This window comes from Actinacidiphila sp. bgisy167, assembly GCF_057707665.1.
Genome location: NZ_JBYIQP010000039.1, coordinates 1 through 25,311, shown reverse-complemented (window position 1 = coordinate 25,311; position 25,311 = coordinate 1). Strand labels below are relative to the sequence as shown.

Genomic DNA, 25,311 nt, shown 5'->3' with positions numbered 1-25,311 from the left:
GCGGCTCCTCACACCGGGAGCGGCATGACGCTCGGCGCGGACCTGGCCGTCTCGTAGAGCCGGTCCAGCCGCTCGCGGGTGGTCGCGTCGGCCGGGGAGTAGGTGACCAGCCGCGGGCCCGGGCCGGGGCCGAGCCACAGGTGGGTGAAGTGGAAGGTCAGCAGGCCGACCCACGGGTTGAGGAAGCGCTTGGTGCGGTTCTCCGGCTCCTGCACCTCGTGCCGCTCCCACAATTCGCGGAACTCCGGGGAGACCTGCTCCAGCCGCCGCACCAGGGACTTCCACGCCGGTTCCGCGAGGTGCTCAGCCATCGCCGCACGGTACTTGGCGACCATCTGCCGGCTGGTCTCGTGCCAGTCGGGCAGGCCCTCGCGCCAGGCGGGGTCGGTGAAGACCAGCCACATGATGTTGCGGTCCTCGAAGGGGAGGCGGTCGAGGTCGTCGACCAGCCGGGCGTAGGTCCGGTTGTGCGCGATGACGTCGGTGCGGCTGTTGAGCACCGCGGCCGGCAGCGGCTCAAGCTTCGCCAGCATCTCCCGGATCTGGTCGGACATCCCGGGGCAGTGGGCACGCGGGTTGGGGTCCTGCACCCCGGCGAGCAGGAAGAGGTGGCTGCGCTCGTTCGGGTCGAGCATCAGGGCCCGGGCGATGGAGTCGGCCACCTGCGCGGAGATCTGGATCTCCCGCGCCTGCTCGAGCCACGTGTACCAGGTGACCCCGACCGCGGCCAGCTGGGCCACCTCCTCGCGGCGCAGTCCCGGGGTGCGGCGTCGGCGGCCGAGCGGGAGTCCCACCTGCTCCGGCGAGATCCGCTCGCGTCGGCTGCGGAGGAAGGAAGCGAGCTCGCTGCGCGCGGCGGCGCTGGGAGACGTCATGTCTCCAGGGTGCCCGAGGCCCCACACCCTTGCCAGGTGGTTGTGGTACCCGGATAAACGCTGTCTGGTACCCCCTTGGGGCTTGAAGCACTGTGACATACGTGACCGATCCCATGGAAGCCCCGCTCTCCGCCGACATCCGCTCCCGCGCCGAGGTGCGGCCACGCGTCATCCGGGTCGGCGGCGCGGGCCCCGAACCTGCCGTGAGAGCCGCGGCACCAGCCGCCCAGGCGCCGCCAGGGCAGGCCCCGCCGGTGCTCAGTGCGCTGGGCCTGTTCACCGTCCTGGTCGGCGCGGCGCTCCCGCTCATCGACTTCTTCATCGTCAATGTCGCCCTGCCCGCCATCGACACCGACCTGCACGCCGGGCCCGCCCTGCTGGAGCTGGTCGTGGCGGGCTACGGCGTGGCGTACGCGGTGCTGCTGGTGCTCGGGGGCCGGCTCGGCGACTCCTTCGGCCGCCGCCGCCTCTTCCTCGCCGGCATGGCGGCCTTCGGCCTGACCTCGCTCGCCTGCGGGCTGGCGCCGAACCCGTGGCTGCTGGTGGGCGCCCGCGTGGCGCAGGGCGCGGCGGCCGCGCTGATGCTGCCGCAGGTGCTGGCCACCATCCACTCCTCGACGGCCGGCCACCGCAGGGCCAAGGCGCTGAGCCTGTACGGCGCGACCGCGGGCCTGTCGATGGTCGCGGGCCAGATCCTCGGCGGTGTCCTGGTCGCCGCCGACATCGCCGGCAGTGGATGGCGCTCGGTGTTCCTGGTCAACGTGCCGGTCGCGGCGGTCGGTCTGGTGCTCGCGCTGCGCTCGGTGCCGGAGACCCGTTCCGACCGGCCCGCGCCGGTCGACCGGCCCGGCACCCTGCTGCTGGCGGTGTCGCTGGTGACCTTGCTGGCGCCGCTGACCGAGGGCCGGGCGGCCGGCTGGCCGGCGTGGACCTGGCTGTCGCTCGGGGTCTTCCCCTTCGCGGCCCTGGCGTTCTTCCTGGTCGAGCGGCGCGCCGACCGCGCCGGGCGGATCCCTCTGGTGCCGCCCAGCCTGTTCGCGCTCTCCGGTATGCGCCGGGCGCTGCCGCTGCTGGTGCCGTTCTCCATCGGCTTCGGCGGCTTCATGTTCGTGATCGCGGTCGCCCTGCAGCAGGGCCTGAGGTACGGGCCGGTGGAGGCGGGCGCCACGCTGGTGCCGATGGCGGTGGCGTTCTTCATCGCCTCGCTGGCCGGGCCGCGCCTCGTGGGCCGCTACGGAGGACGCGTGATCACCGGGGGCGGCGTCCTGCAAGGTGTCGGCATCGTGGTGCTGGCACTGGCCGTGGCCCGCACGTGGGATTCCGGGATGACGGTCTGGGCTCTGCTGCCGGGCATGGCGATCGCCGGCTTCGGGCAGGGGCTGCAGATGCCGGTGCTGTTCCGGATGGTGCTCGCGGACGTGCCGGGCGAACGAGCCGGGGTGGGCAGCGGCGTCATGGTGACCACGCAGCAGTCGTCGCTGGCCCTGGGAGTGGCCACTCTCGGCACCCTCTTCCTCTCCCTGGCCCCCGGGCACGGCACCCGCGACGCGCTGGTCGTGGTGCTGGTGGTGCAGCTGGCGGCCGTGGCCGTCACGGCGCTGGCCAGCCTGCGGCTGCCGCGCCACGTGGCCTGAGCGGTGAGGGGGCGGCCCACCCACCGGGGCCGCCCCCTCACCTCACCCAGGCGGTGCCGACGCGGGTCCGGAGCCCGGCAGCGCTCCGCGCGACGGCGCCCCTCGGCCTGTCAGCACCTCTCGTCCGCGAGTTCTCGGAAGGCGTCCCCGCTCATGGCGCGCCCGTGGGCCCAGACCTGTCCGGAGCCGGCGACTCGAGGTCGCGCCGGGTGACGTACACATGGTTCGCCACCTATCTGGTGGCTCACCGACGAGCACAGCTCCGTGGTCGCCCAGCACGTCGCCGGCATGGTCGCCCACCTCACCCGCATGATCAAGGACGGCGTGGCCGCCGGCGACTTCTTCGCCGACGACCCCGAAGCGGCCGCGCAGGCCGTGTGGGACGCCACCTGCCGCTTCCACGACCCGGCCTACGCCGCCGAGTGGGCGGCCCCGGGCATCGACGCCGCCTTCAGAGCGGTCAGCGACCTGGTCCTGCGGGGCCTGGAGGCCTGACCCGGGCGCTGAACGCGTGCGAAAGGCGCCCGGCCGCCCCTTGCGGGGGCGGCCGGGCGCCTCTGGCGTACCTCCGGGTCCTGACCTAGCAGCCGAGCAGCCGGCCGCCGAGGTAGGCCTCGACCTGGTCCAGCGAGACGCGCTCCTGCTTCATGGTGTCGCGCTCACGGACGGTGACCGCGTTGTCGTCGAGGGTGTCGAAGTCGACGGTCACGCAGAACGGGGTGCCGATCTCGTCCTGACGGCGGTAGCGGCGGCCGATGGCGCCGGCGTCGTCGAACTCGATGTTCCAGTGGCGGCGCAGGTCGGCCGCGAGGCCCTTGGCCTTCGGCGAGAGCTGCGGGTTGCGCGACAGCGGCAGGACGGCGACCTTGACCGGCGCCAGACGCGGGTCGAGGCGCATGACGGTGCGCTTCTCCATCACGCCCTTGGCGTTGGGCGCCTCGTCCTCGTTGTACGCGTCGAGCATGAAGGCGAGCATGGCGCGGTTGAGACCCGCCGCGGGCTCGATGACGTACGGGAAGTACCGCTCGCCGGCCTCCTGGTCGAAGTACGACAGGTCCTGGCCGCTGGCCTGGCTGTGGGCCTTGAGGTCGTAGTCGGTGCGGTTGGCGATGCCCTCGAGCTCGGAGTACTCCGTGCCGCCGAAGTTGAAGCGGTACTCGATGTCGACGGTGCGCTTGGAGTAGTGGGACAGCTTCTCCTTGGCGTGCTCGTACCAGCGCATGTTCTCCTCGCGCATGCCGAGGTCGCGGTACCAGTCCCAGCGCTGCTGCATCCAGTACTCGTGCCAGGTCTCGTCCTCGCCCGGCTTGACGAAGAACTCCATCTCCATCTGCTCGAACTCGCGGGTCCGGAAGATGAAGTTGCCGGGGGTGATCTCGTTGCGGAAGGACTTGCCGGTCTGGGCGATGCCGAACGGCGGCTTGCGGCGCGAGGTGGTCTGCACCTGGGCGAAGTTGGTGAAGATGCCCTGCGCGGTCTCCGGGCGCAGGAAGGCCACCGAGCCGGAGTCCTGCGTCGGCCCGAGGTGGGTGGACAGCAGGCCCGAGAACTGCTTGGGCTCGGTGAAGGTGCCCTTGTTTCCGCAGTTGGGGCAGTTGAGCTCGGACAGGCCGCCCGCCGGCAGGTGGCCGTGCTTGGCCTCGTACGCCTCTTCCAGGTGGTCCGCGCGGTAACGCTTGTGGCAGGAGGTGCACTCGGTGAGCGGGTCGGTGAACGTGGCCACGTGGCCCGAGGCCTCCCAGACCTCGCGGGCCAGGATCACCGAGGAGTCGAGGCCGACCACGTCCTCCCGGGAGGTGACCATCGCACGCCACCACTGGCGCTTGATGTTCTCCTTCAGTTCGACGCCCAGCGGCCCGTAGTCCCAGGCGGCGCGCTGACCGCCGTAGATCTCGCTGCAGGGGAAAACGAAGCCACGGCGCTTGCTCAGGCTGACGATGGTGTCGATCTTGTCGGCGGCCACGGTGCTCTCTTCAGACGACGAAGCGGTCGGTGAGGTCCGCCGGGTCGCGTGCGGTCCGGCGAATACCTCAGATTACCGGCGGGTGCGGGGCCTGTATCAAATCGGTTCCGCGGTCCGGCGTCGCGGGAGGGGTCGGGCGCAAGGCCAATTGACAATCGTTTCCAGATTTGTTGAAAATGGGTGTCATGAACATAGGTCGTGCAGTGCTCTCCCTGACCGCCGTCACCGGACTGGTCGCCCTCTCCGCCTGCTCCGCCGCGGACGCGAGCGGCGGGGACGGCAGGCTGAAGGTCACCGCCTCGTTCTATCCGATGCAGTACCTGGCCGAGCAGATCGGCGGCGGGCACGTCGACGTGACGGGCCTGACCAAGCCGGGCACCGAACCGCACGACCTGGAGCTCACCCCCCGCCAGACCGGCGAGTTGGGCGAGTCCGACGTCATCGTCTACCTCAAGGGCCTGCAGCCCGCCGTCGACGACGCCATAGCCCAGTCCGGCGTGGCCGACACCGTCGACGCGGCCGCGCTGACCCCGCTCGAGGACCACGGCACCGAGGTCGACGGCCACCACCACACCACCGGGGACAACCACTCGGGAGACGAAGGAGGGGAAGGCGACCACGGGGACGAGGAGGACGCCGGCGCCGACCCGCACATCTGGCTCGACCCGGTCCGCTACGCGAAGGTCGCCGAAGGCGTCGGCAAGGCGCTCGCCAAGGCGGACCCGGACCACGCCGCCGCGTACGCGAAGAACACCACCGCGCTGGTGAAGAAGCTGGACGCGCTCGACTCCGACTTCGTGAACGGGCTGAAGAACCGCACCTCGGACACCTTCATCACCACCCACGCCGCCTTCGGCTACCTCGCCGAGCGCTATGGGCTGGTCGAGGAGGCGATCAGCGGCATCGACCCGGAGTCCGAGCCCAGCGCCGCCCGGATGAAGGAGCTCCACACCCTCGCCGAGGACAAGGGGGTCAGCACCGTATTCTTCGAGACGCTGGCCAGCGACCGGACCGCCAGGACCCTCGCCGGCGACCTCGGCCTGAAGACCGCGGTGCTCGACCCGATCGAGGGCATCACCGACAAGTCCGCGGGCCGCGACTACCTCGAGGTCCAGCACAGCAACCTTCAGGCCCTGCGCGCGGCGCTCGGGGCGAAGTGAGGCAACGATGACGGAGCCCGGTACGGAGGCTGGAATGGACACGGTCATAGCGATGCGGGACGCGACCGCCGCGCTCGGCTCACGGCCGGTGCTGCGCGGCGTGGACCTGACCGTGCGGCGCGGCGAGGTCGTCGCACTGCTCGGCGCCAACGGCTCGGGCAAGTCCACCGCGATCCGCGCGGTGGTCGGCCAGGTGCCGCTCACCTCTGGCGGACTGGAGCTGTTCGGCACCCCGCTGAACCGCTTCCGCGACTGGGCCCGGATCGGCTACGTGCCGCAGCGCACCACAGCCGCGTCCGGCGTCCCCGCCACCGTGCGCGAGGTCGTCTCCGCCGGGCGGCTTGCGCGTACGAGGCTCGGGCTGCCCCGCAAAGCGGACCGCCGGGCCGTCGAGCGCGCCCTGGAACTGGTCGGGATGGCCGACCGGGCCGGGGACCCCGTCGAGGCGCTCTCCGGCGGCCAGCACCAGCGGGTGCTCATCGCCCGCGCGCTGTCCGTCGAACCCGAACTGCTGATCATGGACGAGCCGATGGCCGGCGTCGACCTCGCCAGTCAGGAAGTGCTCGCCGGGACCTTGCGCGAACAGGTCTCGCTGGGCACCACCGTGCTGCTGGTCCTGCACGAACTCGGCCCGCTCGAGCCGCTGATCGACCGCGCGGTGGTGCTGCGCGACGGCTGCGTCGTCCATGACGGCCCGCCGCCGAAGGCCCTGGGGCAGCACGCGCTGCCCGGCCACGACCATGTCCACCCGCACGCGGGCCGCACGGCCGAGCCGATCCGGACGGGGCTTTTGTGATGGAGCTGTTCTCCTACGCCTTCATGCAGCGGGCGCTGATCGCCGCCGTCCTCGTCGGCATCACCGCTCCCGCGATCGGCATCTACCTCGTCCAGCGCCGCCAGTCCCTGATGGGCGACGGCATCGGTCACGTCGCCCTCACCGGCGTCGGCCTCGGCTTCCTGCTCAGCACCAACCCGGTGTGGATGGCGACCGCCGTCTCGGTCGCGGGCGCGGTCGTCATGGAACTCATCCGCTGGTACGGCAAGACGCGCGGCGACATCGCGCTCGCCATGCTCTTCTACGGCGGCATGGCGGCGGGCGTGCTGTTCACCTCGCTCGCGCCGAACGGCTCCAACGCCAACCTGGTCACCTATCTGTTCGGCTCCATCACCACCGTCTCGCCGCAGGACATCACCGCGATCTGCCTGCTGGCCGGCTTCGTGGTGCTGGTCACCGTGGGCCTGCGGCGGCAGCTGTTCGCGGTCTCCCAGGACGAGGAGTTCGCCAGGGTGACCGGCCTGCCGGTGCGGCTGCTCAATCTGCTGGTGGCCGTCACCGCGGCGGTCACGGTCACGGTCGCGATGCGGGTCGTCGGGCTGCTTCTGGTCAGCGCGCTGATGGTGATTCCGGTCGCCGCCTCGCAGCAGATCGTCCGCAGCTTCGCCGGCGCCTTCGCGCTGTCGGTCGTGATCGGCGTGACGGTCTCCTTCTCCGGGACGGTGACCTCGTACTACGCCGACGTTCCCGGCGGGCCGACCATCGTGCTGCTCGCCATCGGCGTCTTCGTCGTGCTGACGCTGCTGGCCGCGCCTCTGTCGAAAAAGCGCGCACGGCGGGCCGAGGGGGACGGGACGCGGTGCACCCTGGAGGTACCCGCGGCGCGTCCCACCGAGGACGACGTCCGGGTATGAGCACCCGGCCTGGCAGAATGACCGACCACCCGACCGAGTAGGAGGCCACCGGTGACGACCGCCAAGCCCCCCGTCCGCGGCCGATCGACGCGGCAGCGTGCCGCCGTCGCCGCGGCCCTCGCCGAGGCCGACGAGTTCCGCAGCGCGCAGGAGCTGCACGACCTCCTGAAGCACCGGGGTGACTCGGTCGGCCTCACCACCGTCTACCGCACGCTGCAGTCCCTCGCCGACGCCGGCGAGATCGACGTGCTGCGCACCGGGGACGGCGAGTCCGTCTACCGGCGCTGCAGCAGCGGTCACCACCACCACCTGGTCTGCCGGGTCTGCGGCAAGGCCGTCGAGGTCGAGGGTCCCGCCGTCGAGAAGTGGGCCGACACCATCGCCGAGGAGCACGGCTTCGTCGACGTCGCCCACACCGTGGAGATCTTCGGCACCTGCGCCGACTGCGCCGGCTGCGGGGGCTCGGCCGCCGGCTGAACGGGGCGCCGGCCGCCGTGCCCGTACCGCTTCAGCCGGACCGGCGGTCAAGGCGGCGGTACGAGCCGCCGCCGTCCCGGGCGAACCGTGTCGTGCGACCAGCAGTGAAGCGCCGGCGCCAGGGGGAACAGCCGCCAGGCCGCGAGCGCCGCGACGCGCACGGCCATCACGGCGGCGGCCCGGGACCGGCACCCCAGGAGGCCGAACACGCCCGCGACCGCCAGGGCCGTGCCGCACAGGGACCCGGCGAACCGCGCCCGGTTCTCCCGCAGACCGGGGAACGACTCCATCTCCGCCGTGTCCGCCAAGGCGGGCAACTGCACGAGCAGGGCCGAAGGGAAGAGCGCCGCCGCGCCGCAGTCGGGTGCGGCGGCGTCCCGGACGCCGCGTCGCCGTCGTGCGTGCCCTGCGTATCTGCCCCTCCCCCGTGGGCGCGGCCGCCCGGTGGGTAACCGCTGGAGGCCTACTCGCTGTCCGCGCCGCTCTCCGCCGCCGGCTGCTGCTCGTTGGGGATCGCGCCGCCGAAGCGGCGGTCGCGGGAGGCGTACTCCAGGCACGCGCGCCACAGGTCGCGGCGGTCGAAGTCCGGCCAGAGCACGTCCTGGAACACCATCTCGGCGTAAGCGGACTGCCAGATCAGGAAGTTGGAGGTGCGCTGCTCCCCGGAGGGACGGACGAACAGGTCAACGTCCGGCATGTCCGGGTGGTACATGTACTTGGCGAGGGTCTTCTCGTCGACCTTGGAGGGGTCGAGACGACCCGCCTTTATGTCCTCGCCCAGGCGCGCCGCCGCGTCGGCGATCTCGGCGCGGCCCCCGTAGTTGACGCACATGTACAGCGTCATCGCGTCGTTGTCGCGAGTCATCTCCTCCGCGACCTGCAGCTCCTTGACGACCGACTTCCACAGCCGGGGCATGCGGCCGGCCCAGCGGACGCGGATGCCCATCTCGTGCATCTCGTCACGGCGGCGGTGGATGACGTCCCGGTTGAAGTTCATCAGGAAGCGGACCTCGTCGGGCGAGCGCTTCCAGTTCTCGGTCGAGAAGGCGTACAGGGAGAGGTTCTTCACCCCCAGCTCCAGGCAGCCCTTGAGGACGTCCAGCACGACCGCCTCGCCGACCTTGTGCCCCTCGGTGCGGGGCAGCCCGCGCTCCTTGGCCCAGCGGCCGTTGCCGTCCATCACGATGGCCACGTGCTGCGGGATCAGCTCGCCTGGGATCTTGGGGGGCTGCGCGCCCGACGGGTGCGGGTCGGGGGCCCGGTACTCGCGCCGGGGGCGGCTGAGAATCCCGCGTACTGCCATGAGCTCGCTCTCCACTTCCTGTGTCTCACACCTGCTGATGCCGGGGCTGCCGGATACCGCTACTTCTCGATGAAGCGCAGACTGCGCAGGCCCCGCTCCAGGTGCCACTGCAGATACGCGGCGACCAGTCCGCTGCCCTCCCGGCAGTGGCGCGGTTCGCACGCGTCGGCGGTCTCCCAGTCCCCTCCGAGCAACGCGCCGAGGAGTTCCAGTGATTCCAGTGAGGGTACGACGCTTCCGGGCGGGCGGCACTCCACGCACACGACTCCTCCCGCGGCGACCGAAAAGAACCGGTTCGGACCGGGCATCCCGCACTTCGCGCAGTCCCCGAAGCTGGGCGCGTAGCCGTTGACCGCCAGGGAGCGCAGCAGGAAGGCGTCGAGCACCAGGCGCGGGTCGCGCTCACCGCCGGCGAGCGTGCGCAGGCCGCCGACCAGCAGCAGGTACTGCTGCACCGCCGGTTCGCCCTCGTGGTCGGTGAAGCGCTCGGCGGTCTCCAGCATCGCCGTGCCCGCGGTGTAGCGGGCGTAGTCGGTGACGATGCGGCTGCCGTAGGGGGCGATCGTCTCGCCCTGGGTGCACAGCGGCAGGCCGCGGCCGACAAGCTCTCCGCCGCGCGCGAAGAACTGCACGTCCACATGGGAGAAGGGCTCCAGCCGCGCCCCGAACTTCGACTTCGTCCGCCGCACGCCGCGGGCCACCGCCCGCACCCGGCCGTGCCGGCGGGTGAGCAGGGTGATGATCCGGTCCGCCTCGCCCAGCTTCTGGGTGCGCAGCACGATGCCGTCGTCGCGGAACAGACTCATGCGCCCATTCTCCTGTACGGGAGAACCGGTCCGGGCCGGGACCGTACGCTACAGCCCATGTCGATCACAGCTACCGTCGCCGTGCTGCTCATAGCGGCCCTCCACGCGTACATCCTGGTTTTGGAGATGTTCCTGTGGACCACCCCCCGCGCCAGAGCGGCCTTCGGGACCACCGAGCAGCTCGCGCGGGAGAGCAAGGCGCTCGCGGCCAACCAGGGGCTCTACAACGGTTTCCTCGCCGCCGGGCTGGTGTGGGGCGCCGTCGCCTCGGACCCGGTGGGCTTCCAGGCGAAGGTGTTCTTCCTCGTCTGCGTGGCCGTCGCCGGCCTCTACGGCGCCGCCACCGCGAGCCGCCGCATCCTCCTCGTGCAGACCGTGCCCGCGCTCGTCGCCCTGGCCCTGGTGCTGGCGGCCCACTGATGCCGTAGGGCCGAGGGGGCGGCGGGCGGACCCTGCCTGCTTCACCTCGCCGCCGCGGTCCTCGTCCGGTCCGTCAGCCGCCGGACCCCGCCGTCCCGCCGGGCGCGACCAGTCCCGACTCGTGGGGCGCGATCACCAACCGGGCGCGGTCGCGGGCATCGGAGCCCGCCCATGATCCGGTCGGCGTGCGTCCCTCGCCGCCGCCCTTGGCGGTCAGCGGGCTGAGGCCCAGCGCCTCGGCGACCTCGGTGTCGTTCAGGCCCCTCGCGACGAGCGCGAGCACCTGCCGCTCCCGACCGGAGAGCGCGGCGAGGCGTTCCGGGGCCGGTCCGCCCGGCGGCGGGCCCCTCCCGGAGGCGCAGCACCCTGGGCCGGCGGTCTGGTCGCGTCAGACGTCCGGCCGCGGAGCCGCGTTCCGTCGGGCCCGAGGGTGAAGCCGCGTTACCGCCCGGGGTGCGGGACGGGCCGCGTTACTGCCCGGGGTGCGCCCGGCGGCGGGGACCGGGGCGGCGGGGACGGCGTTCAGGACGGTGTGCGGGCCGCGGCCTCCAGGACGCGTTCGGTGTCCTCGCCGGCGAGACCGAGGCAGCGGCCCACGGTGCCGAGCACCTCGCGCTCGGCGGGCAGATAGGGGCCGTCGGCGAGGGCGATGAGGGCGCCCTCGAGCAGGATGTGCTCACGCCCCTGGGGCGCGAGGTGGCGGGCGAGGGGTTCCAGTGCCTCGTGCAGCTCGATGGACAGCCAGCTGCCGCAGCCGGCGGGGGCGTCCGCGGGCCCGTCCACCGCCAGGGCGTCGGGAACGACGCCGGGGAAGCGGCCCTCGTCGGCGACGATGGCGGCGAGCAGGCCGAGCAGCTGGTCCTCGGTGCAGTCGGTGAACCCGGCCGAGCGGACCGCGCCCACGGCGGCCTCGCGGGCGCCGCGCCCCATCACGCCGCCCGCGGTGAGCACAGCGAGGGCGACGGTGTGGACGGCGTCGCGGAGCATGGCGGAGAAGAGGGTGGTGGTGGGCTGCTCCAGGACGTCCGGGCGGTGCCGCGTGCGGCACACCGCGCACTCCACGACCGTGCCGGCCGAGCCGCGCGGCAGGAGGGGCAGGCCCAGCACGGTCAGCCGCCGGGTGCCGGTGCGCCGGCGGTAGCCGCGGTCACCGCCGCAGCCGGCGCAGAAGAACTCCCCGTCACCTTCGGTGTGCCAGACCGTCCGCACGCCCAAGAGGCACAAGCCCTTGATCTGGAGCACTTCGCACCCTCCGGCCGCCATCCCGTTTACACCGGTTCGTCCCGTTACGGGCCGTAGGCACGGGTAACGCTCCGGCAACGGCGCCGCAATGACGTGATGTTAGCCACACCAGCGACGCGCAGTCAGTACCACGAGAGGGCCGAATTCCATGAACCGGCCACGGCACCCGGACGGGGGCCGTGGCCGGTTCACCGTCCGCGGTGACTAACGGGCCGCGCGGTTGACGGCGGAGACGACCGCCTTCAGTGAGGCGCGGGTGGTGTTGGCGTCGATCCCGATGCCCCACAGGACCGTGCCGTCGATGGCGCACTCGATGTAGGAGGCGGCCTGGGCGCTGGCGCCCTCGCTCATGGTGTGCTCGGTGTAGTCCAGCAGCCGGGCGTCGACCCCGATCGCGGCCAGCGCGTCGAAGAACGCCGAGATCGGGCCGTTGCCAGTGCCGGTCAGGACCGTCTCGACACCGTCCACGACCGCCTCGAGGGTCAGGGTGTCCGTACCGTCGCTGCTGGTCGAGGTCTGCGCCGAGCGCAGGGCGATGCGCCCCCAGGGGTTGTCCGGGGTGGGCAGGTACTCGTCCTCGAAGATCGACCAGATCTCCTTCGGGGTGACCTCGCCGCCCTCGGCGTCGGTCTTCGCCTGGATGATCTTCGAGAACTCGATCTGCATGCGGCGCGGCAGGTCCAGCTTGTGGTCGTTCTTCAGGACGTACGCGACGCCGCCCTTGCCGGACTGCGAGTTGACACGGATGACGGCCTCGTAGGAGCGCCCCACGTCCTTCGGGTCGATCGGCAGGTACGGGACCGCCCACTCGATCTCGTCGACCGTCTTCCCCTGGGCGGCCGCGTCGGCCTCCATGGCGTCGAAGCCCTTCTTGATGGCGTCCTGGTGGGAGCCGGAGAAGGACGTGTAGACCAGGTCGCCCACATACGGATGGCGCGGGTGGACCTCCATCTGGTTGCAGTACTCGGCGGTACGGCGGATCTCGTCGATCTGCGAGAAGTCGATCATCGGGTCCACGCCCTGGCTGAACAGGTTCATGCCCAGGGTGACCAGGTCGACGTTGCCGGTGCGCTCGCCCTGCCCGAACAGGCAGCCCTCGACGCGGTCGGCGCCTGCCATCACGGCCAGCTCGGCGGCGGCCACCGCCGTGCCGCGGTCGTTGTGCGGGTGGGTGGACAGGCACACGAACTCACGGCGACTGAGGTTGCGGGACATCCACTCGAAGCGGTCCGCGTGCGTGGAGGGGGTGGAGCGCTCCACGGTCGCCGGCAGGTTCAGGATGATCTCGCGGCCCTCCTCGGGCTGCCAGACGTCCATGACCGACTCGCAGACCTCCAGGGCGAAGTCCAGCTCGGTGTCGGTGAAGATCTCCGGGCTGTACTGGTAGCCGAAGACCGTCTCGTCGTCCAGGATCTTGTCCGCGTACTCCATGACCAGCCGCGTGCCGTCCACGGCGATCTGCCGGATCTGCTCCTTGGAACCGCGGAAGACGACCCGGCGGAAGGTCGGGGCGGTCGCGTTGTACAGGTGCACGGTCGCGCGGGCCGCGCCGCGCAGGGACTCCACGGTCCGCTCGATCAGCTCCTCGCGGGCCTGTGTCAGCACGGAGATGGTGACGTCATCGGGGATCGCGCCCTCCTCGATGATGGAGCGCACGAAGGCGTAGTCCGTCTCGCCCGAGGCGGGGAAGCCGACTTCGATCTCCTTGTAGCCCATCCTCACCAGCAGGTCGAACATCGCGCGCTTGCGGGCCGGCGACATGGGGTCGATCAGCGCCTGGTTGCCGTCCCGCAGGTCGGTCGACAGCCAGCGCGGGGCCTTGGTGATGCGCCGGTCGGGCCAGGTGCGGTCCGGGATCTCCACGGCCTCGTACGGCTTGTACTTGTGGACCGGCATGGCGGTCGGGCGCTGGCGCACCGTCGCGGCGGTGATGGGCGTGGGGCGGCCGACGGTGTTCGGGGTGGACATCTGCGGGGGTGCTCCTCGATTGCGGCTGTGAGGCGGCCGACCGGCGCTGGTGCAACGCCAAACCCCGCGGGGAGGGAGTCGACCTGGACTACAGGCCCTCGCCGCGGCAGCTAAGAAGAAGCAGCCCGAAGAACATCGTGCTGTCGACCCTAACCGAGCCGTTGGGGGCCCTGCAGCCTTGGCGGCGTTCTTCTCAGTATGCAAGACCGCCCGCTATGACAGGAAAAGCACACATCTCCCTCCTTCTCGTGGATCATTCTCACAGATAGTGACAGGCCATGAGCGGCGTGCCACATTGCCCTGCATGGAGCAGACACCTGTTTTCTGCACGATCGTGCCGCCGCACATTCTCGACAAGGTCGCCCGCAACGCGGACCGCGTGCTCGCCGCGCCCGCCCGCCGCACCCTGGAACGCGACGCCGCGGAGCGCACCCGCCGCCGGCTGACCACCGTCATCGGCGCCCTGCCGGTGTCAGGGGCGCAGCCGCCGGACCGGCCCCGCCGCACGATCAGCGACGCGCGGCACCGCACGGACCTGCCGGGGCGGCCGGTCCGGCACGAGGGCGACGAGGCCCTCGCCGACGCCACCGTCAACCGGGCCTACGACGGACTGGGGGCCACCTTCGAGCTCTTCCTCACGGCGTACGGGCGCCACTCCATCGACGATGCCGGGCTGCCGCTGGACGCCACCGTCCACTACGACCGCGACTACAGCAACGCCTTCTGGAACGGCGAGCGGATGGTCTTCGGGGACGGCGACGGGGAGCTCTTCCTCGACTTCACCCTCCCGGTGGACGTCATCGGCCACGAACTCACCCACGGCGTCACCCAGTACACCGCCAACTTCGACTACTTCGGCCAGTCCGGCGCCCTCAACGAGTCGGTGTCCGATGTCTTCGGCTCCCTCATCAAGCAGTACGCGCTCGGCCAGACCGCCGGCGAGGCCGACTGGCTGATCGGCGCCGGCCTGCTCGCCCCGCGCGTCACAGGGGTGGCGCTGCGCTCCATGAAGGCCCCCGGCACGGCGTACGACGACGACGTCCTCGGCACGGACCCGCAGCCCGGCCACATGGACGCCTATGTGCGCACCTCGCGTGACAACGGGGGCGTGCACATCAACTCCGGCATCCCCAACCGGGCGTTCCACCTGGTGGCCGCCGCGCTGGGCGGCAACGCCTGGGAACGGGCCGGGCACATCTGGTACGACGTGCTGACCGGCGGCTCCCTGTCGACGCGGGCGACCTTCGCCGAGTTCGCGCAGGCGACGGCCGCCGCGGCCGCGGCGCGCTTCGGCGAGGGCGAGGAGCACGCCGCGGTGGTGGAGGCGTGGTCGGCGGTCGGCGTCCCGCTCTCCGCGGGCGGCACGGAGGTCCCCCGGCAGTCTTCCGTCGCGGAAGGCGCCCGGCCCTCCGCCCAGGGGTAGGCGTCCGCCATGCGCATACAGGTGATCCGCTCCGGCGGTTTCGCGGGGATCGAGCGCCGGGCCGTGCTGGACACCGCCGGCCGGCCCGACGCCCTCCGCCTGGAGGCTCTGGCCCGCGAGGTCCTGGCCGCGGCCGGGAAGCCGGACGAGCCCGCTGCGGGCGTACCGGACGGCTTCCGGTACGCGATCACGGTCGACGGCCGCACGGTGCACTGCGCCGACCCGCGCCTGACGGAGGAGCAGCGCGAACTGGTCCGGCTGGTACTGAAGGAGGGCGCCCGGTCGTAGGGCGGGCGGCGGCACGCTGCGCGGGGCGGGCCGCACGCGGCGCCGTGCGGCATCCCGCGGGGCCGCCGGGGCCGCCCCTGCCGGAGACCCGCCCCGACCGGAGGTCAGAAACCGAGCTTGCGCAGCTGCTTGGGGTCGCGCTGCCAGTCCTTGGCGACCTTCACATGCAGGTCGAGGAAGACCGGCGTGCCGAGCAGCGCCTCGATGTGGCGGCGGGACTTGGTGCCGACCTCCTTGAGCCGGGCGCCCTTGGGGCCGATGATGATGCCCTTCTGGCTGGGCCGCTCGATGTAGATGTTGGCGTGCACGTCCAGCAGCGGCTTGTCCGCAGGACGGTCCTCGCGCGGGAGCATCTCCTCCACCACGACGGCGATGGAGTGCGGCAGCTCGTCCCGCACGCCCTCCAGCGCGGCCTCGCGGATGAGCTCGGCGACCATGACCTGCTCCGGCTCGTCGGTCAGGTCGCCCTCCGGGTAGAGGGCCGGGCCCTCAGGCAGCAGCGGGACGATGAGGTCGGCCAGGAGGGAGACCTGCTTGCCGCCGACGGCGGAGACGGGGATGATCTCGGCCCACTCGATGCCCAGTTCGGCGCCGAGCCGGTCGACGGCCACCAGCTGCTCGGCGAGCTGCTTGGAGTCCACGAGGTCGGTCTTGGTGACGATGGCCACCTTGGGGGTCTTGCGGACCTCGGCCAGTTCCTTGGCGATGTAGCGGTCGCCGGGCCCGAGCTTCTGGTCGGCGGGCAGGCAGAAGCCGATCACGTCGACCTCGGCCCAGGTGGTGCGGACGACGTCGTTGAGCCGCTCGCCGAGCAGGGTGCGGGGCTTGTGCAGACCGGGGGTGTCGACGAGGACGAGCTGCGCGTCGGGGCGGTGCACGATGCCCCGCACCGTGTGCCGGGTGGTCTGCGGCCGGTTGGAGGTGATGGCCACCTTCGTGCCGACCAGAGCGTTGGTCAGGGTGGACTTCCCCGCGTTGGGGCGGCCCACGAAACAGGCGAAGCCGGCCCGGTGGGCGGGGGCGGTGGTCTCGGTGCGAACGCTCATGGCGACCATTGTCCCTGATCCGCCGAGCCCGGCTGACGCCTGAACGGCGGCCGGGGCTCTTCGTGCCCGGTGCGGGGCGGCCCGCGGCGGACGAGGTCGGCGGACCGCGCCGTGGCCTCGGCGCTGACCTGCGTGTTCCGGGCGGGGTTCGCGCCGCGGCACCCCCGGCTGCCACCCGGCCCGGCACGGCGCACACGCCGCGGCCGGCGCGGCTCAGCCCGCGGTGACCGTCGCCCTGACGGCGCCGTCGGGTCCGGCCAGCAGCACGGGGGTGCCGGCGCCGCCCAGGTCGCGCACGGCCGCGCGGTCCGCCTCCGCCACCGCGTCCGCCTCGGACACCACGGCCGCCGCCTCCAGCGACGTGGCGCCACTGGCCACGGCCATGGCGACAGCCGTCTGCAGCGCGCTGAGCGACAGCGACTCCAGCGCGACGGTGCCCGCCACATAGGTGCGGCCCGTCTTGTCGCGGACCGCCGCGCCCTCCGGAACGCCGTTGCGGGCCCGGGTCGATCGGGCGAGAGTGATGATCTTGCGGTCTTCCGGGTGCAGCGCGTCGCTCATGCGGTCAGCGTAGCCGTCGAGGGGGTTCCTCCCGGGACTGGGCATGGCCATGATGCTCGTATGAGGGGGAACCAGGAGGTCGTCCACGAGGCGCGCTTCGGCTTCGACCGCCGGACCGTCGCAGTCCTGGCGGGGGCCGGGCTGTTCACCGCGGTCCTGGTCGTACCGGCCACCGGGATCGCGCCCGTGGTGCGGATCGCGGGGGTCCTGCGCTTCGGATGCGGCGGCCTGGTCATGGCCGCGCGTCACTGACCCGCAAGGTGGCTCTGCGGATCAGCGGCGCCGGGGTGCTTCTCGGCGGATCACCGCTGCGCTACCGGGCCACCACCGCACACGTGCCATGGGGGACACCGCGGCCGTGGTGCTGTGGCGGCAGCGCGTCGCACACGGCCGACGGCTCCTGTGGATCGGGCCGGCCCGCCGCCAGGGGGCTCCGCCGCTGCGGGGCGCCGCACGGGGGCCCATGGCGCGCGCCACGGCCGGAGCGCTGGTCCCCGTGCCGTACGACCTGCTCCTGGCGTCTCGCCGGGTCAACGGCAGGCGACGCCTCGCAGCCGCACTGGAGTAGTTCGCCCCGGCATCCCACTCGTCGACGAGGGCTGATCCGCGCTGCCCCGGCGACAGCGGGGCGGGCGACCGCCACCCGGGGGTACGTGCCGCCTCGTCCCGCCGAACGGCCAGGAACCCGCCGGCCCTACCCGCCCCGCACGGCCCCGTCCGGTTCCGAACCCGCGTCCTCGTCCACGACGGCCCCGACCGGCTCCACGAGGACCGCGCCGATGCGGTTGCGGCGGCCCGACGGGGCCTCGGCGGTGAGCCGCAGCGCGGTCGGCGCGTCCGGGGCCGAGGTGGTCTCGGGCAGCGCGACGACGGCGGAGGCGCCGGGGATGGGCACCCGGCCGAGGGTCTTGGCGAGCAGGCCGCCGACGGTCTCGACGTCCTCGTCGTCGAGGTCCACTCCGTAGAGCTCCCCCAGGTCGCCGAGGTCGAGGCGGGAGGTGACGCGGTAGCGGCCCTCGCCGAGCTCCACGACGGGCGGCAGCTCGCGGTCGTACTCGTCGGTGATCTCGCCGACGATCTCCTCCAGGATGTCCTCGATGGTGACGATGCCGGCCGTGCCGCCGTACTCGTCGATGACGACGGCGACGTGGTTGCGCTCGCGCTGCATCTCGCGCAGCAGGTCGCCGGCGTTCTTGGTGTCGGGGACGAAGAAGGCCGGCCGCATCAGCGAGGACACCGGGTCGGTCTCGGCGTCCCGGTTGATGTGCACCCGGCGGGCGAGGTCCTTGAGGTACACGATGCCCACGATGTCGTCCTCGCTCTCGCCCGTGACCGGGATGCGCGAGAAACCGCTGCGCAGGGCGAGGGTCATCGCCTGGCGGATCGTCTTGAAGCGCTCGATGGAGACCAGCTCGGTGCGCGGCACCATCACCTCGCGCACCAGGGTGTCGCCCAGCTCGAAGACGGAGTGCACCATGCGGCGCTCCTCGTCCTCGATGAGGGACTCGCTCTCGGCGAGGTCCACCAGCGCGCGCAGTTCCGCCTCGGAGGCGAACGGGCCCTGGCGGAAGCCCTTGCCGGGAGTGAGCGCGTTGCCCAGCAGGATCAGCAGCGCCGGGACCGGGCCCATGACCCGGGCCAGCGGCAGCAGCACGTACGCCGCCGCGGTGGCGGTGTTCAGCGGGTGCTGGCGGCCGATGGTGCGGGGCGAGACGCCGACGGCGACGTACGAGACCACGATCATCACGGCGACCGCCACCAGGACCGCCTGCCAGGTGCGCTCGAAGTGGCGGACGCACACGACGGCCACCAGCACCGCCGCCGCCGTCTCGCAGGCCACCCGGACCAGGAGCGCGACGTTGAGGTAGCGGGTCGGGTCCGAGGAGACCGCCAGCAGCTTGTCCGCGCCGCGCCGGCCGGCGCGGACCGCGGCCTCCGCCCGGAAGCGGGAGGTACGGGCGATGCCGGCCTCGGCGCAGGCGGCCAGCCACGCGACGACGACCAGAGAGACGGCGAAGACCACCATCGCGATCAGTGGGTGGTCGTCGGGGCCGGCGACGGGCCCTGGATGCCGCGCTCGGCGCGCCAGCCGTCGAGGATGGCCTTCTGCAGGCCGAACATCTCGGCCTTCTCGTCGGCCTCCTCGTGGTCGTAACCGAGCAGGTGCAGCACCCCGTGGACGGTGAGCAGCTGCAGCTCCTCGTCCATGGAGTGCTTGGTCACGGCCGCGTCGCCCTGCTTCTTGGCCACCTCGGGGCAGAGCACGATGTCCCCCAGCAGGCCCTGCGGGGGCTCCTCGTCCTCCTTCCCGGGACGCAGTTCGTCCATCGGGAAGGACATGACGTCGGTGGGGCCGGGCTCGTCCATCCACTGGATGTGCAGCTGCTCCATGGCGTCGGCGTCGACCGCGATCACCGAGAGCTCGGACAGCGGGTGGATGCGCATGTGCTGCAGGGCGTAGCGGCTGATGTCCAGCACCGCCGCCTCGTCGAAGTCCCAGCCGGATTCGTTGTTGACGTCGATCGCCATAGTGCTTCGGTGGCTACTTTCGGTTGCCGTTGAGGTCGTCGTAGCGCTCGTAGGCGTCCACGATGCGCCCCACCAGCTTATGGCGTACCACATCCGTGCTCGTCAGCCGCGAGAAATGGACGTCCTCGACACCTTCGAGGATGTCCACGACCTGGCGCAGCCCGCTCTTCGTCCCGCCGGGGAGGTCGACCTGCGTGACGTCGCCGGTGATGACGATCTTGGAGTCGAAGCCCAGCCGGGTGAGGAACATCTTCATCTGCTCGGCGCTGGTGTTCTGCGCCTCGTCGAGGATGATGAACGCGTCGTTGAGCGTCCGTCCGCGCATGTACGCCAGCGGGGCGACCTCGATCGTGCCGCTCGCCATGAGGCGGGGGATCGAGTCGGGGTCGACCATGTCGTGCAGCGCGTCGTACAGCGGGCGCAGATAAGGGTCGATCTTCTCGTAGAGCGTGCCCGGCAGGAAGCCGAGCCGCTCGCCCGCCTCGACGGCGGGGCGGGTCAGGATGATCCGGTTGACCTGCTTGGACTGCAGGGCCTGGACGGCCTTGGCCATGGCCAGGTAGGTCTTGCCCGTGCCGGCCGGACCGATGCCGAAGACGATCGTGTGCTTGTCGATCGCGTCGACGTAGCGCTTCTGGTTGAGGGTCTTGGGGCGGATCGTGCGCCCACGGCTGGACAGGATGTTCTGGGTGAGCACCTGCGAGGGGGTCTCCTCCAGGCCGTCGCTTCCGCTGTCCTGGCGGAGCATGGCGATCGACCGCTCCACTGCGTCCTCCGTCATCGGCTGGCCTGTGCGCAGGACCAGCATCATCTCGTCGAAAAGGCGCTGGACCAGCGCGACGTCGGCGGAGGCGCCGCTCGCGCTGATCTCATTGCCTCTTACATGGATGTCGACGGCCGGGAACGCTCGCTCTATCACGCGCAGGAGCGAGTCACCGGACCCCAGGACGGTCACCATGGGGTGCTTCGCCGGTACGACGAAGTGGGCGCTCGCCTGCGGTTGCTGCGTTGTCGGTGTCTGAGTCATGGGCCAGGCTCGACGGCCTGCTCATCCCGCCTTCTGCTGTTCGACATGCCATAGGGCTTGGGGTTCAAGAGTACGTCGGTGGGGCGGGGGTGCCGAGAGGTTTTGCACCGCCTGGGACCCCGGGTGGAGCGGCCGAGGACGGGGCTCGGCGCGGCGGGAGCCGGGTATCCGCCCCTGGGGCCCCGACCTGTGCCGCCGACGCGCCGCCGGCCACCGCAACAGCATGCGTTTCGCACGCAAACATGCGAAACGCATGCCACCATGCCGTCATGGCGAACATCCAGATCAAGGACGTCCCCGACGACGTGCACCGCACCCTCAAGCACCGCGCGATCGAGGCCCACCAGTCCCTGAACGAGTACCTGCGCCAGAGGCTGATCGAACAGGCGAGAACGCCGACGGTCGACGACATACTGGCCGGAGCCCGGAAGTCGGCCACCGCCGACTACACCGTCGAGGACCTGCTGGAACACCTCGATGAGGGGCGCCACCAGTGATCGTCGTCGACGCTTCCGCAGTCGTCCTGGCCCTCACCCACGCCGGTCCGCTGGGCGAACTCGCGCGCAGACGGCTGGCCGGCGAGACCCTCCACGCGCCGGCCCTCATCGAGTTCGAGGCGGCCCGCGCGATCCGCGGCCTGTCACTCGGAGGCAAGCTCGAGCAGACGGCGGCGCAGACGGCGATCACCCTTCTGTCCGCCCTGCCGATCCACCGCATGCCGGGATACGCCCTGCTCGACCGCGTCTGGGAACTGCGCGACAACCTGTCCGCGTACGACGCCTCCTACGCGGCGCTCGCCGAACACCTGGGGTGCGCGCTGGTCACGGGAGACGCCCGGATCGAGCGCGCGAAGGCGGTCCGCTGCCCTGTGGACGTGATCGCCTGACCCCGCTCACGCGGGCGCCTCAGCCCAGCGGCGGGGGCCGGAAGCCGATCGTCGGCACCGCGCGGCGCAGCGGCCAGCGGCGGGTGCCCGTGGGGAGCAGGTCGTCCAGGAAGGCGTAGCGGCGCAGCGCCGTGCGGTCCTGGTCGTCGTAGGCCTTGGCGTGCTGCCACCAGGCCGCGATCTCGATCCAGCCGGGCGCCGAGAGCGAACCGCCGAACTCCTGCACTGACAGTGCGGCGGTGAGGCAGGCGAAGGCCAGCCGGTCGGCGAGCGGCCAGGCGGCCAGGGAACCGGTCAGGAAGCCCGCGACGAAGACGTCCCCGGCGCCCGTGGGGTCCAGGGCCTCCACCGCGAGGCCGGGGACCTCGGCGGTCTGCCCGCTGCCGGAGTCCACCGCGTACGCGCCCTCCGCGCCGAGGGTGACCACCGCCATGGGCACGAGGTCGGCCAGCTTGCGGGCGGCGGCCCGGGGGCACTCGGTGCGGGTGTAGCGCATGGCCTCGGCGGCGTTCGGCAGGAACGCCTCGCAGTGCGCCAGGTCGGCGAGGTCGGCGAGGTCCCAGCGGCCGCTGTCGTCCCAGCCGACGTCGGCGAAGATACGGCAGCCCCGCTCGGCGGCGGTGCCGATCCACTCCTGCCGCGGGGCGCCGGGCACCAGGGACGCCACGCACGCCCGGCTCGGCGGCGGGCAGGCCGGCGCGGGCTCCTCGGGCGGCGGTGCCTCGTGGCCGTGGCTGACCATGGTGCGTTCGCCCTCGTACGCCATGGAGACCGTGACCGGCGAGTGCCAGCCGGGGATCTTGCGGGACAGCGCCAGTTCGATGCCCTCACCGTCGGCGAGGGCGTCCCAGCAGTAGTCCCCGTAGACGTCGTCGCCGAAGGCGGCCGCGAGCGAGGTGCGCAGGCCCAGCCGGGCGAGGGCGGTGGCCATGTTGGCCACGCCGCCGGGAGACGATCCCATGCCGCGCGCCCAGGACTCGGTGCCGCGCACGGGCGCGCTGTCGAGACCGGTGAAGATGATGTCCAGGAAGACCGTGCCGGTCAGGTACACATCGGTCTCCGGGTCGTCCGGCCCGCGCAACCCCGCGAGCGGATCGAGGACGGGCTGGTCTTTCACCCACGCTCCTCCCGGCTGGGTCTGATTCCGATTGATCGTACGGGTACGGGGGTTCCGGGACCGGCGTGTTCCCCCTGCGACGACACGGACGGGGCCGCGGAGCCGCGGACGTCGGGGAGCCTGCCCCGAAAAGGCGCGGCCACATCCGGCGACCGGCCGTGGACGACGCGGCCCGGCTCCCCCTCCCACGGACGGGCTCGGCGCCGAGCCGGCGACGCCGCGGACGCCGGCCGGACGCGGTGCGGCCGGGCCGCCGCGCGCGGCGGCATGCCAAAGCTTTGCCCGTCCTTTCCGCACGTGGCGACCTGGGCTGATCAGCCTTCGAGCGGCGATCCGGGCATCATCGCGCGTAGACGTCCCTTGACCAGCGCGATCAGGGGCACCTAGCGTCACCGCGTCAACGAGCCCCGCTGAGCCGGGCGGCCCGGAACGCGTGGGCCCCGGCCGCGCGTGCCCTCCGGCCGGATCGTAAGGAGCCACCCCATGCCCGCAGCCAAACCGTCCGCGTTCACCCGCGGGCGCCGCCGCACCATCGCCGCCGCCGTCGCGGCCGTGGCGGCGGCCGCCACCCTGTACGGGGTCGGCGCGGCGACCGCGGACACCTCCGCGCCCCGCAGCGACAAGCAGATCCCCAACCTGACCCACGTGGTCGACGACATCAAGGCGTACTACGGCGACACCGTCGACGCCTCCGGCGAGCACCAGGCCTCCGCCGACAGCAACTACGCCAAGCAGGTCGCCGGCGTGGAGAAGAAGGCCCAGGACTACCTGCGGGGCGCCCTCGCCACGTCCGCCCACCACCGCCACGGCAAGCCGGCGATCGTCCTGGACGTCGACGACACGTCCCTGCTGACGTACAACTACGAGCTGGAGGTCGGCTTCAACTACACGCCCGCCTCCAACGACGCGTACATCCAGAACAAGGACATGGCCCCGGTCTTCGGCATGCCCGCGCTGGCCAACTGGGCCGCCAAGCAGGATGTGACGGTCTTCTGGGTCACCGGCCGCCCCGAGTCCCAGCGCGCCGCGAGCGTCCGCAACCTGAAGACCGCCGGCTACACCTCCGTCGCCGACCCGGCCCACTTCTTCCTGAAGAACAAGGTCGCGACCGACTACCTGCCGTGCTCCGCGCCGACGTACACCTGCTCCACCGTCGACTTCAAGGCGGGCACCCGGGCGCACATCGAGGCGGAGGGGTACGACATCGTCGCCAACTTCGGCGACCAGTACAGCGACCTGAGCGGCGGTCACGCCGACAGGTCGTTCAAGCTCCCCAACCCGATGTACTACGTGCCCTGACCCGCGGCGGACCGCCTTCCCGCGGCGCCCGTCCCCCCGCGCGGGGGGCGGGGGCCGCGGCGGCGCGCGCGGGCCGACCGCAGGCCCCGGACGAGCGACCACAGCACCAGCCCGGCGACCACGGGCCCGCCGAACATGATCGCGAGCCCCGCGCCGACGTTGGCCCCGACGACCCCGGCCGTCACCGTTCGCCAGATCGCGCCGGTCAGCGCTCCGGCCGCGACCAGCGGCCCGGTCACCGCCCACCACCGGCCGTCGGGGCGGTCCGGCTGCCCGGGACGCGACGCCCGGCCCAGCACCAGCGCCGCGCCGGCGGCCAGCGCGGCCGCGACCGCGCCGATCGCGGTCTCCGCCTCTTCCGGGACGGCGAAGGGCCGCACCAGGTAGTCCAATTCGGCGGGCTCGAAGCCGGTGGCGTCCTGCCGGCCCATGAGACCCCAGGTGGCGACGGGTGTGGCCACGACCAGCGTCACGGCCGCGGCGGTGCGTATCGGATGCCTTCCCATGCCCCCATGCTCCACCCGCGCGCCACGGCCCGCATGAGTGCGCGTACTCGGACGCGCGGCGCGCCCCACTCAGAACACGTGGGCGTCCACCTCGGCGAGACAGCGGGCGCGCAGTTCCTCCTCGTCGTCGAGGAAGGCGGCCAGGAAGGAGTTGCGGGCGAGCCCGCGCAGGGCGTCCTCGCCGAACGGTAGCGCCGCGGCCACGGCGTCGCAGGTGCCGCCGGCGTAGCTGCCGAAGCAGGCGGGGTCGTCGGAGTTCAGGGTGACGAGCAGCCCCGCGTCGAGCATGGCGGGCAGCGGGTGTGGCCGGCGAGGTGTCCACGCAGCGCAGCCGCACGTTGGACAGCGGGCAGACGGTCAGCGGCACCTGGTCGCGGACCAGCCGGGCAACCAACTCCGGGTCCTCCATGCTGCGGATGCCGTGATCGATCCGGTCGGCGCCCAGCACGAGCGCCTCCCGGACATACGCCGGCGGGCCCTCCTCCCCCGCGTGCGCGACCCGGCGCAGTGCCGCCGCGGCGGCGGCCTCGTACACCGCACGGAACGCCCACGGCGGGTGGCCGACCTCGGCGTGACCGCGGCTCCGGCCTCACTCGAGGCTGAGGGCCACCGGGTCGGGCAACGACCGGCCGCCCTCCCGGTCGTCACCTGACAGCCGGACAAGCCCCCGACGAGGACCAGGAAGGAGAAAACGGCAGCACTCCGGGCCCGTGGAACCCGGCGCACCCACGACGTCACGTGACGGCCACCTCGTACGGCTCGAGGACATCACGGGCGAACCGCTGACCAGATCAGCGACCCAATTCCGATGACGAATCGAGGCCAAGCGGGTAACGGGAAGGTCGTGCCATGACTTCAACCCCTACATGGAATCGAACCTCCACCTGCCCCGGGGCGATTCAGGCCGCGAGCGGAAAGGGCAGGATCATTTCGTCTAACCGGTCAGGCGCCGCTGGCGCTTCTTGGATCTGCGGCCCAAAGCTGCCTTGCCGATCGGGGGGTCAACCGGGCCGATTTCGGTCAGCACAGTCTTGGCATGGACACCGTTACGTGAGTTCCCACTGCCCACCTCGGCCGAATCCTGCTTATCGG

Annotated in this window: 28 protein-coding genes and 3 pseudogenes; 14 read left to right on the top strand and 17 right to left on the bottom strand. The window is 72.0% G+C overall.

Features of this window, described 5'->3' with window-relative positions:
• Window positions 1-8: 8 nt before the first annotated feature.
• A complete protein-coding gene (locus AC3ET4_RS16830) occupies window positions 9-875 on the bottom strand; it encodes a helix-turn-helix transcriptional regulator (RefSeq protein ID WP_431950064.1) in 867 nt (288 codons plus the stop codon).
• 113 nt (window positions 876-988) lie between these two features.
• On the opposite strand from AC3ET4_RS16830, the gene AC3ET4_RS16825 reads away from it, so the two are divergent.
• Both AC3ET4_RS16825 and AC3ET4_RS16820 read left to right on the top strand, forming a co-directional pair.
• On the top strand, window positions 989-2,509 hold the full coding sequence (locus tag AC3ET4_RS16825; protein ID WP_431950104.1) for an MFS transporter: 1,521 nt from the start codon (window positions 989-991) through the stop codon (window positions 2,507-2,509).
• Between the two features lie 264 nt (window positions 2,510-2,773).
• Complete coding sequence (locus AC3ET4_RS16820) at window positions 2,774-3,004, top strand: hypothetical protein (protein WP_431950062.1); 231 nt, start codon at window positions 2,774-2,776, stop codon at window positions 3,002-3,004.
• Window positions 3,005-3,089: 85 nt separating this feature from the next.
• On the opposite strand, the gene AC3ET4_RS16815 is transcribed toward AC3ET4_RS16820, so the two are convergent.
• A complete protein-coding gene (locus AC3ET4_RS16815; RefSeq protein ID WP_431950060.1) occupies window positions 3,090-4,472 on the bottom strand; it encodes a glycine--tRNA ligase in 1,383 nt (460 codons plus the stop codon).
• Window positions 4,473-4,657: 185 nt separating this feature from the next.
• Between AC3ET4_RS16815 and AC3ET4_RS16810 the strand changes: the two genes are divergently transcribed.
• Genes AC3ET4_RS16810 through AC3ET4_RS16795 form a run of 4 tightly spaced genes read left to right on the top strand, consistent with a single transcriptional unit; the run spans window position 4,658 to window position 7,798 of the window.
• A complete protein-coding gene (locus AC3ET4_RS16810) occupies window positions 4,658-5,632 on the top strand; it encodes a metal ABC transporter substrate-binding protein (RefSeq protein WP_431950058.1) in 975 nt (324 codons plus the stop codon).
• A 34-nt stretch (window positions 5,633-5,666) separates the two neighbouring features.
• A complete protein-coding gene (locus AC3ET4_RS16805; protein ID WP_431950056.1) occupies window positions 5,667-6,428 on the top strand; it encodes a metal ABC transporter ATP-binding protein in 762 nt (253 codons plus the stop codon).
• A complete protein-coding gene (locus AC3ET4_RS16800; RefSeq protein WP_431950054.1) occupies window positions 6,428-7,321 on the top strand; it encodes a metal ABC transporter permease in 894 nt (297 codons plus the stop codon). The genes AC3ET4_RS16805 and AC3ET4_RS16800 overlap by 1 nt, the downstream gene beginning before the upstream one ends.
• Window positions 7,322-7,372: 51 nt before the next feature.
• Window positions 7,373-7,798, top strand: a complete 426-nt coding sequence (locus AC3ET4_RS16795; protein WP_431950052.1) for a Fur family transcriptional regulator — start codon at window positions 7,373-7,375, stop codon at window positions 7,796-7,798.
• Window positions 7,799-7,845: 47 nt separating this feature from the next.
• Here AC3ET4_RS16795 and AC3ET4_RS16790 read toward each other — a convergent pair whose 3' ends face one another.
• The 3 genes from AC3ET4_RS16790 to recO all read right to left on the bottom strand — a co-directional run bounded on the left by AC3ET4_RS16790 (window position 7,846) and on the right by recO (window position 9,907).
• On the bottom strand, window positions 7,846-8,106 hold the full coding sequence (locus tag AC3ET4_RS16790; RefSeq protein ID WP_431950050.1) for a hypothetical protein: 261 nt from the start codon (window positions 8,104-8,106) through the stop codon (window positions 7,846-7,848).
• A 155-nt stretch (window positions 8,107-8,261) separates the two neighbouring features.
• A complete protein-coding gene (locus AC3ET4_RS16785) occupies window positions 8,262-9,101 on the bottom strand; it encodes an isoprenyl transferase (RefSeq protein WP_431950048.1) in 840 nt (279 codons plus the stop codon).
• Window positions 9,102-9,160: 59 nt separating this feature from the next.
• On the bottom strand, window positions 9,161-9,907 hold the full coding sequence (gene recO / locus AC3ET4_RS16780) for a DNA repair protein RecO (protein ID WP_431950046.1): 747 nt from the start codon (window positions 9,905-9,907) through the stop codon (window positions 9,161-9,163).
• A gap of 57 nt (window positions 9,908-9,964) precedes the next feature.
• Between recO and AC3ET4_RS16775 the strand changes: the two genes are divergently transcribed.
• Window positions 9,965-10,327, top strand: a complete 363-nt coding sequence (locus AC3ET4_RS16775; protein WP_431950044.1) for a DUF1304 domain-containing protein — start codon at window positions 9,965-9,967, stop codon at window positions 10,325-10,327.
• A 73-nt stretch (window positions 10,328-10,400) separates the two neighbouring features.
• On the opposite strand, the pseudogene AC3ET4_RS16770 reads toward AC3ET4_RS16775, so the two are convergent.
• From AC3ET4_RS16770 to leuA, 3 genes and pseudogenes are all read right to left on the bottom strand, one after another.
• Window positions 10,401-10,670 (bottom strand): annotated as a pseudogene (locus AC3ET4_RS16770) (helix-turn-helix domain-containing protein); the annotation flags it as partial.
• Window positions 10,671-10,849: 179 nt separating this feature from the next.
• A complete protein-coding gene (locus tag AC3ET4_RS16765) occupies window positions 10,850-11,590 on the bottom strand; it encodes a TerB family tellurite resistance protein (RefSeq protein ID WP_431950042.1) in 741 nt (246 codons plus the stop codon).
• A gap of 183 nt (window positions 11,591-11,773) precedes the next feature.
• On the bottom strand, window positions 11,774-13,537 hold the full coding sequence (gene leuA / locus AC3ET4_RS16760) for a 2-isopropylmalate synthase (protein ID WP_431950040.1): 1,764 nt from the start codon (window positions 13,535-13,537) through the stop codon (window positions 11,774-11,776).
• Window positions 13,538-13,841: 304 nt separating this feature from the next.
• On the opposite strand from leuA, the gene AC3ET4_RS16755 reads away from it, so the two are divergent.
• Both AC3ET4_RS16755 and AC3ET4_RS16750 read left to right on the top strand, forming a co-directional pair.
• Window positions 13,842-14,960, top strand: a complete 1,119-nt coding sequence (locus AC3ET4_RS16755; RefSeq protein WP_431950038.1) for a M4 family metallopeptidase — start codon at window positions 13,842-13,844, stop codon at window positions 14,958-14,960.
• 9 nt (window positions 14,961-14,969) lie between these two features.
• Window positions 14,970-15,248, top strand: a complete 279-nt coding sequence (locus AC3ET4_RS16750) for a protealysin inhibitor emfourin (RefSeq protein ID WP_431950036.1) — start codon at window positions 14,970-14,972, stop codon at window positions 15,246-15,248.
• 104 nt (window positions 15,249-15,352) lie between these two features.
• Here the strand turns inward: AC3ET4_RS16750 and era are convergent, their stop codons facing one another.
• Together era and AC3ET4_RS16740 are read right to left on the bottom strand one after the other, a co-directional pair.
• Complete coding sequence (gene era, locus AC3ET4_RS16745) at window positions 15,353-16,303, bottom strand: GTPase Era (protein WP_431950034.1); 951 nt, start codon at window positions 16,301-16,303, stop codon at window positions 15,353-15,355.
• A gap of 204 nt (window positions 16,304-16,507) precedes the next feature.
• Window positions 16,508-16,855 (bottom strand): cytidine deaminase, encoded by a 348-nt coding sequence (locus AC3ET4_RS16740; RefSeq protein ID WP_431950032.1) that lies wholly within the window; start codon window positions 16,853-16,855, stop codon window positions 16,508-16,510.
• 60 nt (window positions 16,856-16,915) lie between these two features.
• Here AC3ET4_RS16740 and AC3ET4_RS16735 point away from each other — a divergent pair, with 60 nt between their 5' ends.
• Complete coding sequence (locus AC3ET4_RS16735; RefSeq protein WP_431950030.1) at window positions 16,916-17,107, top strand: hypothetical protein; 192 nt, start codon at window positions 16,916-16,918, stop codon at window positions 17,105-17,107.
• An 88-nt stretch (window positions 17,108-17,195) separates the two neighbouring features.
• Window positions 17,196-17,423, top strand: a complete 228-nt coding sequence (locus AC3ET4_RS16730) for a hypothetical protein (protein ID WP_431950028.1) — start codon at window positions 17,196-17,198, stop codon at window positions 17,421-17,423.
• Window positions 17,424-17,549: 126 nt separating this feature from the next.
• Here the strand turns inward: AC3ET4_RS16730 and AC3ET4_RS16725 are convergent, their stop codons facing one another.
• From AC3ET4_RS16725 to AC3ET4_RS16715, 3 genes are read right to left on the bottom strand one after another with little or no spacing between them, the layout of a single operon-like run.
• On the bottom strand, window positions 17,550-18,881 hold the full coding sequence (locus AC3ET4_RS16725) for a hemolysin family protein (protein ID WP_431950026.1): 1,332 nt from the start codon (window positions 18,879-18,881) through the stop codon (window positions 17,550-17,552).
• Between the two features lie 5 nt (window positions 18,882-18,886).
• On the bottom strand, window positions 18,887-19,384 hold the full coding sequence (ybeY, locus tag AC3ET4_RS16720) for an rRNA maturation RNase YbeY (protein ID WP_431950024.1): 498 nt from the start codon (window positions 19,382-19,384) through the stop codon (window positions 18,887-18,889).
• Window positions 19,385-19,397: 13 nt separating this feature from the next.
• Entirely contained in the window at window positions 19,398-20,411 is a 1,014-nt protein-coding gene (locus AC3ET4_RS16715; RefSeq protein WP_431950022.1) for a PhoH family protein, read from the bottom strand.
• 269 nt (window positions 20,412-20,680) lie between these two features.
• Here AC3ET4_RS16715 and AC3ET4_RS16710 point away from each other — a divergent pair, with 269 nt between their 5' ends.
• Entirely contained in the window at window positions 20,681-20,908 is a 228-nt protein-coding gene (locus AC3ET4_RS16710; RefSeq protein WP_431950020.1) for a FitA-like ribbon-helix-helix domain-containing protein, read from the top strand.
• Window positions 20,905-21,297 (top strand): type II toxin-antitoxin system VapC family toxin, encoded by a 393-nt coding sequence (locus AC3ET4_RS16705; RefSeq protein ID WP_431950018.1) that lies wholly within the window; start codon window positions 20,905-20,907, stop codon window positions 21,295-21,297. Before AC3ET4_RS16710 ends, AC3ET4_RS16705 begins: the two co-directional genes overlap by 4 nt.
• Before the next feature lie 19 nt (window positions 21,298-21,316).
• Here AC3ET4_RS16705 and AC3ET4_RS16700 read toward each other — a convergent pair whose 3' ends face one another.
• Window positions 21,317-22,414, bottom strand: a complete 1,098-nt coding sequence (locus AC3ET4_RS16700) for a carbohydrate kinase family protein (RefSeq protein WP_431950016.1) — start codon at window positions 22,412-22,414, stop codon at window positions 21,317-21,319.
• 483 nt (window positions 22,415-22,897) lie between these two features.
• On the opposite strand from AC3ET4_RS16700, the gene AC3ET4_RS16695 reads away from it, so the two are divergent.
• A complete protein-coding gene (locus AC3ET4_RS16695; protein WP_431950014.1) occupies window positions 22,898-23,713 on the top strand; it encodes an HAD family acid phosphatase in 816 nt (271 codons plus the stop codon).
• Here the strand turns inward: AC3ET4_RS16695 and AC3ET4_RS16690 are convergent.
• The 3 genes and pseudogenes from AC3ET4_RS16690 to AC3ET4_RS16680 form a co-directional block, all read right to left on the bottom strand.
• Window positions 23,701-24,219 carry a hypothetical protein gene (locus AC3ET4_RS16690; protein WP_431950012.1) on the bottom strand — a complete coding sequence of 173 codons (519 nt, stop codon included), beginning with the start codon at window positions 24,217-24,219 and terminating at the stop codon, window positions 23,701-23,703. The two genes, AC3ET4_RS16695 and AC3ET4_RS16690, sit on opposite strands and share 13 nt — an antisense overlap.
• Before the next feature lie 69 nt (window positions 24,220-24,288).
• A pseudogene (locus AC3ET4_RS16685) lies at window positions 24,289-24,790 on the bottom strand (adenosine deaminase family protein); the annotation flags it as partial.
• A 329-nt stretch (window positions 24,791-25,119) separates the two neighbouring features.
• Window positions 25,120-25,311, bottom strand: a pseudogene (locus AC3ET4_RS16680) (transposase); the annotation flags it as partial.